The sequence below is a fragment of the Deltaproteobacteria bacterium genome, assembly GCA_035063765.1.
Classification (GTDB): Bacteria; Myxococcota_A; UBA9160; order UBA9160; family PR03; genus CAADGG01.
The window spans coordinates 1-6,933 of sequence record JAPSFT010000048.1; the positions used below are offsets into that span (position 1 = coordinate 1).

6 protein-coding genes are annotated in these 6,933 nt (G+C 68.4%); 3 read left to right on the plus strand and 3 right to left on the minus strand.

Annotation, left to right across the window (positions count from 1 at the left end; all coding sequences use genetic code 11):
- Positions 1-818: 818 nt before the first annotated feature.
- The gene (xerC, locus tag OZ948_19590; GenBank protein ID MEB2346922.1) at positions 819-1,898 is read right to left on the minus strand and encodes a site-specific tyrosine recombinase XerC; all 1,080 of its coding nucleotides are present in this window, start codon (positions 1,896-1,898) and stop codon (positions 819-821) included.
- A gap of 1 nt (position 1,899) precedes the next feature.
- The gene (locus OZ948_19595; protein ID MEB2346923.1) at positions 1,900-4,989 is read right to left on the minus strand and encodes a CHC2 zinc finger domain-containing protein; all 3,090 of its coding nucleotides are present in this window, start codon (positions 4,987-4,989) and stop codon (positions 1,900-1,902) included.
- A gap of 144 nt (positions 4,990-5,133) precedes the next feature.
- Between OZ948_19595 and OZ948_19600 the strand changes: the two genes are divergently transcribed.
- From OZ948_19600 to OZ948_19610, 3 genes are read left to right on the plus strand one after another with little or no spacing between them, the layout of a single operon-like run.
- The gene (locus OZ948_19600; protein ID MEB2346924.1) at positions 5,134-5,496 is read left to right on the plus strand and encodes a helix-turn-helix domain-containing protein; all 363 of its coding nucleotides are present in this window, start codon (positions 5,134-5,136) and stop codon (positions 5,494-5,496) included.
- A 23-nt stretch (positions 5,497-5,519) separates the two neighbouring features.
- Positions 5,520-5,744, plus strand: a complete 225-nt coding sequence (locus OZ948_19605; GenBank protein ID MEB2346925.1) for a type II toxin-antitoxin system HicB family antitoxin — start codon at positions 5,520-5,522, stop codon at positions 5,742-5,744.
- Positions 5,741-5,956 carry a type II toxin-antitoxin system HicA family toxin gene (locus OZ948_19610; GenBank protein ID MEB2346926.1) on the plus strand — a complete coding sequence of 72 codons (216 nt, stop codon included), beginning with the start codon at positions 5,741-5,743 and terminating at the stop codon, positions 5,954-5,956. Before OZ948_19605 ends, OZ948_19610 begins: the two co-directional genes overlap by 4 nt.
- Before the next feature lie 505 nt (positions 5,957-6,461).
- Here the strand turns inward: OZ948_19610 and OZ948_19615 are convergent.
- Positions 6,462-6,933 (minus strand): hypothetical protein (locus OZ948_19615; GenBank protein ID MEB2346927.1); only part of this gene is annotated, 472 nt, incomplete at its 5' end.

Here is a 6,933-nt window from a genome sequence, read left to right on the forward strand (position 1 = left end):
CCACTTTGGGACAACAGCACATCCCGACGCCTCCACGCCGTACACCTGGGACTTTCCCAGGCGCATTCGAGAGCTTACCACCCGAGCTTCCGGTCGCCTTCCCCGATCCACTCGTTCGAAGCCCAGACGCGAGTTTTCGGTTGCAGAGGCGGCGACGTCGATGGGGTTCTCCCTTTAGTTGCCGCGCTTTTCAGAAGCACCCGTCGACCGTGCAGAGGAAGAGCCGGGGTGGGGGCGGCGCAGCCGCCCCCTCTTCAGCTCTTCGCTCTTCTCGGGGAGCCCCCCTGCCAGGGGGGCGGACGGGCAGGCCGGCGCCGGCGTTCGCGAAGCCACCAAGCCCCGCGCGTGGCACGAGGTCCGGAGGCGGGCGGAGCTCCGTGAGGGCTGAAGCGCTTCGCACCGGCACAGCGCGAGCCCGCCCCAAGTGGACATAACTTTGTTATGTCCAGGCGGAGCGAAGCGGAGCCCAAGGAGGGGGCCGGACAGGGGCAGGTCGGATAACGCGCGTTATCGGACAGGGCATGCAAGCGACGTGACCGGCCCTTCCCGAGCCGATCGATCACAGCACGGTGTTCGTGGGCCGGGCGCGGCGCTTGCTCGCCCGGCTGCCCCGGTGAGGAGCGAAGCGACGAGGGGAGGCCCCCTCCGCCGCTTGGGGCGGGCGGCTTGAGGGCAACCAAGGTTCGGCCTGCCTCGAGCCTGCCTCCGGGCCGCTCTCCGCATGGCTCGCGGTCCCGCGCGGGAGGGCGACGGCCGGGGTGGGCGGGGGGTCGCCCCGCGTCGGCTGCCAAGTCGGGTCGGGGGACGACGTCGTCCCGCTATGGCTCGGGGTCGGCGCTCGCCTCGGCGTCGAGAGCGGCAGGCAGTGCCTCGGGCGTCGCGTCGTGCTCGTCGTCGATCTTCACGGCGGTCCGTCGCTCGTTCTTTGCCGTCGGGTGCGTGGCCGTGTGGATCTCCTTCAGCTGCCGGATCGAGACCTGGGTGTAAATCTGCGTCGTCTCGAGCTTTGCGTGGCCGAGCATCTGCTGGATGAAGCGGATGTCGGCGCCGTTCTCGAGCATCAGCGTCGCCATCGTGTGACGGAAGAGATGGCACGCGCCGCGCTTGCCGAGGTCGGCGGCGAGGACGTAGTTCCGCACCAGTGACGTCATCCCGTTGGGCGAGAAGCGCGTGCCCTCCGCCGTCAGGAAGAGGCCGCCTTCGTCGGGCTCCACCACGAGCTCGGGGCGCACGTCGGCGCGGTACTTCTCGATCCACACCGCCGCGCGGTCTCCGACCGGGATCATTCGGTCCTTCTTCCCCTTGCCCTGGCGCACCATCAGCGTTCCGCGGTCGAGGTCCAGGTCGTAGAGCGCAAGCCCGATCACCTCCATGCGCCGCATGCCCGTCGAGTAGAGCGTCTCGAGGATCGCGCGGTCCCGGATGCCGAGGGAGTCGGTGGTGTCCGCCTGGGCGAGCACCAGGTCGGCCTCTCTCGCGGTGAGCACGTGCTTGGGCAGCCGGTGCTCGAGGCGCGGCAGCTCGAGCTCGCTGGCCGGGTTGTAGAGCAGCACGTTCTGGCGCGTCAGCCACTTGAAGAAGGCGCGGACCGGGACGAGGCGGCTGTACTGGCTGCGGAAGCTGAGCGGCTGTCCGTTCGTGGGCTTGCGGTAGTGGTAGAGGTGGCGCTGGTAGCGCTCGAGGATCGGCTTCGTGACCTCGGCCGGTCGCGTGATCCCGCGCTCCTCGCACCAGGCGCAGAAGAGCGTGAGGTAGGACTCGCGGTTGCTCACGGTCGAGTCGGAGTAGTTGTGGCTCCGCAGCCACTCGAGGTAGCGCGCGAGCCAGGCCGCCATGCCGTGCGGGTCGGCGGGGTCGCCGACGGGCTCGCGCTTCTTCCTCGCTCCGCGCCTCGCCACGTCAGCGCGCCTGCGGCGCGGCGACTAAAGAAGGAGTTACGACTACGGTGGCGGCGTTCTTCCGCTCCCCAGTAGTGGCTTTCGGGGGTGGGCTCGCAGTTTCGAGAGAAGCGCTGGCGGCGTCGGGAGTTGCGGTCGTTTCGGCAGGGCTCAGGGTGGCATCGAGCGGGTAGCTACCTGGGCTCACAGTGGCATCGAGGTTGGCCTCTCGATGCTCGGGGTTCGCGTCGTACCCGTGCCTTTCGAGGGTGTCGACGTCGAGGAGGCCGGTGAGGAAGGTCTCGCCGGCTTCGCCCTGGCCGTCGTAGAGCAGCTCGTAGACGAAGCGCTGGCCGGGACCACCGCGGTGGACGAGCAGGTACTCGAGCTCGGCGAGCTTCTCCAGGTGCATGCGCACCGGGAAGTCGCTCCAGCCCGTGTAGGTCCGCACATCGCGCCGCGTGAAGCGCACGTCGCAGCGGTCGAGGCCCTGGGCCTCGGCGTGCTTCGTGACCATCTCGGAGACGAGCCCCAGGAGCCTGCGCGTCTGGGGCGGCAGCTCGTCGAGCGAGCGGCCGAGCACTTCGTGGGCCAGGCGGTTCGCAACGGCGATGTCCTCGCGCGTCACCTCGATGTAGCGGACCGAGCGCCCCTGGTGCTGCGTCGTCTTCACCTCCCGCTGGTACTGCTGGAGCAGCGCCACGCTGCGGATGAGCGTCAGGTACTTCATGTGATCGCGGCGCGTGCGCGTCTGGTGGTCGAGGAAGGTGAGGTCCCGCGCGTAGGGGTTCGCGACGAGGAGCGGCCGGAGCAGCCGCTGCGCGTCGCGGTGGACCTTCAGGATGCGCTCGCGGTCCTGGCGCTCGAGGAGGCCTTCGAGGGTCTGGCGCTCGCGCTGGAGCCGGTGGATGGCGCGCGTCTGCTCGCGGTCCTCGTTGACGGTGAGGACCAGGCAGCGGTTCAAGAGCTCCTCGTCGATCTCGATCGCCGTCGTCGTGAGGAAGATCATCACCGGGCCTTCCACTCGGTACTCGTGGGTGATGAGGCGGCCCGTGCTCGGGTCCTTCCCGGTGCTCGCGATGGTCAGCTGCCCTTCGCTCTGCAGGAGCTTCAGCGCGTAGCTCGCTCGCTCCGCGCCTTCCTCCTCGACGATGGCGAGGATCTTGTGCCGGAGGTCGGTCTCCCCCATGTAGAAGAGCGACTGTCCCGTCATCGCCGAGTACTGGACCCGCTCCTCCTCGGGCATGAAGGCGAGCACCGCTTCCATGAGCGAGCTCTTCCCGGCGGCCGAGCTCGACTGGATTACCACCGCGAGCGGCTCCTCGAGCTTCCGCGACACGGCGGCCAGGTAGCCGACGAGCTTGTTCGTCTCTTCGCCCACGACGCCGCAGCGGGTGAAGTCGGTGAGGAGGCGGTCGAGGAGATTCGGATCGCGCAGCAGGTCGAGCGCCGCCTCGCGCTCGTCGTCGTCCAGCTCGACGGTCTTCTCCTTCGGCTCCGTGGCCTTCTGGATCTGCTCCTCTTGCAAGGCCTCGAGGCGGAGCAGCACCTGGCCGAGGTCCTTCTTCACCACCCGCTCCTCGAGGCCGAGCTCGGCGGCGGCTTCTTGCAGATACGCCTTGCGGTGGCGGGCGCTGTAGAGGTCGAGCGTGTCGACGTGGAAGCCGTGGCCCTGGCGATCGACGAGCACGTTCACGCGCAGCGCGTCGAAGCTCGTGTTCTTCGCGAGGCCGCGCACGCGCCAGCGGCGATCGCCGAGCGTCATCGCGAGCTCTTCGCCGCGCTCTTCTGCAGCCGGCGGGTCCGGCGGCGGTGCGGGCTCCGGAGTGGCGGCTAAAGGAAGAGCAGGCTCGTCGGTGGGCTCGGGCTCGGCCGGTGCGTCGGCAACGATCTCGGGAGCCGGCTCGGGCTCGCGTTCTTTCGGAGCCTCTTCTCCTTTAGCAGCCGGCAAGGGAGCCGACGCCATCACGGTCGCCGTCGTGCTCGGTGTCGCGGCCTTCCCTTTCCCCAGCCAGGTCGCCTTGCGGATCAGCAGCTCCAGGCTCTTCGACGGAGGCGTGAGCTTCAGCGCCGTCTCGTTCGCGTCCATGCCTTTCGGGAAGTGGATCCGGTAGGCGCCGATCCCGCGCTCGGTGAGCTGCTGGGCCAGCTTCTCCGCCGCCTTCTCGCCGGCCTCGTCGCGGTCGTAGGCGATGAGCACGCGCTCGGTCTCGTAGCGCTCGAAGGCCTTCCAGTGGTCCGGCGTCATGCCCTCGGTCCCGTAGGCCGCGGTCACGTTGCGGAAGCCCGCGCACCAGAAGGTCAGCGCGTCGATCAGCGACTCGCAGAGGATGATCTCGCGCGAGGCCTGCAAGGCCTCGATGTTCCAGACGCCGCGGTGCGGGCCGGGGAGATAGAGGTGGAGCGGTGTTCCCGGTCGCAGGCCCTTCGTGATCTTGCGGCCGTAGATCTCGGCGACACGGCCCTCGGCGTCGAAGACCGGCACCACGAGCGAGCCGTTCAGGTGCTCGTGGCCGGAGGAGCGGATCACGCCGAGCACCTGGAGGCGCTCGCGGATGGCCGCGCCCTCCTTGCGGTTCTTCGCCGGCATCCGGTAGCCGAGCGTGCGGTTCGCGAAGCCGAGCCGGAAGCGCTCGACGGCCTCGGCGTCTTGGAGGCCGCGGCTCTCGAGGTAGGCCAGGGCCTCGGGGCTCTCCTTCAACGTCGCGTGGTAGTAGTCGACGACACGGCGGAGCAGCACCTGGTCGTCCTCGCTGGCGTCGAGCAGGCCCGGGAGCTTCGGCGTCGTCGAGAGCTTCGGCGGCTTGTTCGTCGAGAGCCCCTCCGGCGGGAGGTCGGCACGGAGCAGCTCGGCCGCGTGGCGGAAGCTCACGCCCTCGGCGCGCATCACCCAGTCGATCACCGAGCCACCCGCCTGGCAGGCCCCCAGACAGTGCCAGAGGTTCTTGCTCGGCGTGATCACCAGGGAAGGCTCTCGGTCGTCGTGGAAGGGGCACAGGCCCAGGAGGTCCGCGCCGTGGCGCTCGAGCTTCACGCCCCGGGCCTCGGCCAGGCGCTCGATCGAGACCTCCTGCTTCAGCCGCTCCAGCTCCGCCTTCGGGATGCGCGCCATGGGTCCCCTCCTCGAAGAAAATCGTCATACACGGGACGCACGGCAGATTGACAAGAAGTGCATATCCTGTCAACCTGATCCGACATGGAACGCACAGATCACCCTCCCAGCTCCCCTCCCCTGTGGCTAGCCTGCCCGGCGGAGGTGGCCGACGTGTCGCTCGGCGAGAAGCTCAAGACCCTGCGCCGCGAGAAGGGCTGGTCCCAGGACGAGTTCGCCTTCCACGCCCAGATCGACGGCCGCCAGGTCAGCCGCTACGAGAACGACCGCGTGATGCCCTCCGTCGAGGTCGTCATCAAGATGGCCAAGGCCTACAACGTGAGCCTCGACTACCTGCTGATCGACGACGCCCCGCGAAGGCCGCTCGAGGTGACCGTCAGCCGCCTGGCCGAGCGGGTCATGGGCCTGGGCACGCTCTCCGAAGAGGACGAGCGGGCGCTGCTCCACATCCTCGACTCGCTCGAGGCCCGCTCCAAGCTCAAGGAGCTCGCCGCCGGCGTCGGCTGAGCCGCGATCCCGAGGAGGCCACCATGCAGACGAGCTACCGCGTCGAGATCGAGCAGGAGGAGGACGGCCGCTACCTGGCCGAGGTCGTGGATCTCCCCGGCGTGATGGCCTACGGCGAGACGGCCGAGCTGGCCCTGGCTCACGCCCAGGCGCTCGCGCTGCGCGTCCTCGCCGATCGGCTCGACCATGACGAGGGGCCCCGCGGCCCCGTGAGCGTCACCTTCGAGACCGCCTCCGCCGCCGCGTGAGCCGCTGGCGAGCAACCAAAGCGTCGCGTGTGTTCGCGGCGCTCCAGCGCATCGGCTGGGCCGTCAAGCGTGAAGCCAAGGGTTCGCACAAGGTGCTCGCGCGCGAAGGCTCCCCGAACTTCGTCTGGGCCTTCCACGACCGCGACGAGATCGGGCCAAAGATGCTTGCCCGGATCGCTAAGCGGACCGGGCTCACGCCGGAAGATCTCTGACACCTACCACTGTCACTCTCAGCGCTCAGGCCATGGACTCCGTGGCGGCTCCACACGCATCGACGGCTTGCCAATGCTGCGATACCCACGAAATCCAGGTTGGGTCATTCGCGCAGTTCGCAATCGTGAGAAGGAAGTCTTCATCATCGAAGAGGACTCTCCCAATGGAGAAGTCTCTCACGACCAGCGCGGGCGAAGAACCATCCCGCGGCTCGATCCGCAGCTCCGAGAGGATTCCGCCCAGCCTTCGCTCGTGCGAGAAGAACACCTTTCGCTGATCCATTTGGAAGCGCCTGGTGCCCAGCTGGAGCCAGACGGCTCGCAAAGTTCTGTATACGAGAGCAAATCCCAAGCTGCAGCGAGCGCAGTCGCCAAAGTGAGGGCTCAAGGGTTTGTCGGTCTCCGCCAGCTTCGATTCGAGACAGCGCCCTGTCCGGAGATCGAAGCGGCGGTGAACGCGCGGGCGCTGCCAGTACTGGAGCCACACCGTGTCGGGCTCACCCACCTAGTCCACTCCCAAGATCCAGTTCACCCAGGAGTTCGTCCTGCCGGCGCTCTCGATCACCGCCGCCGGAGAACCACCAGGCCTGGTCAGAAGGCGATCGGCGCTCGGGCCGACTGGGTTCCCGTACTTCCAGATGTTCCGCTGCTCGATGCCCCATTGAACAACCCGAGGAAGTGACTCGCGAGATTCCAGCTTCAGGGCATTGCGGGCATCCACCGCCCAGCGCGCAGCGGCGGCCGGATCAAGACCCTGGTCTACGAGCTTCTCGGCCGCTGTGCGAATTCCCTGCGCCTCAGCCACGTACGCCTGCCGAGCCGCTCGAGCGGCGGCGATCCCGCCGGCCGCCGCTCTGACACCACCGCGAACAGCTCCAACCGCCGCTCTGCCAATCCCGACGATCTCCCACGGAGCCATCGCTGGCTCGATCGGCGGGTCGTAGATCTCGTAGCCACCGGGCTGTCCACTTTGGGAC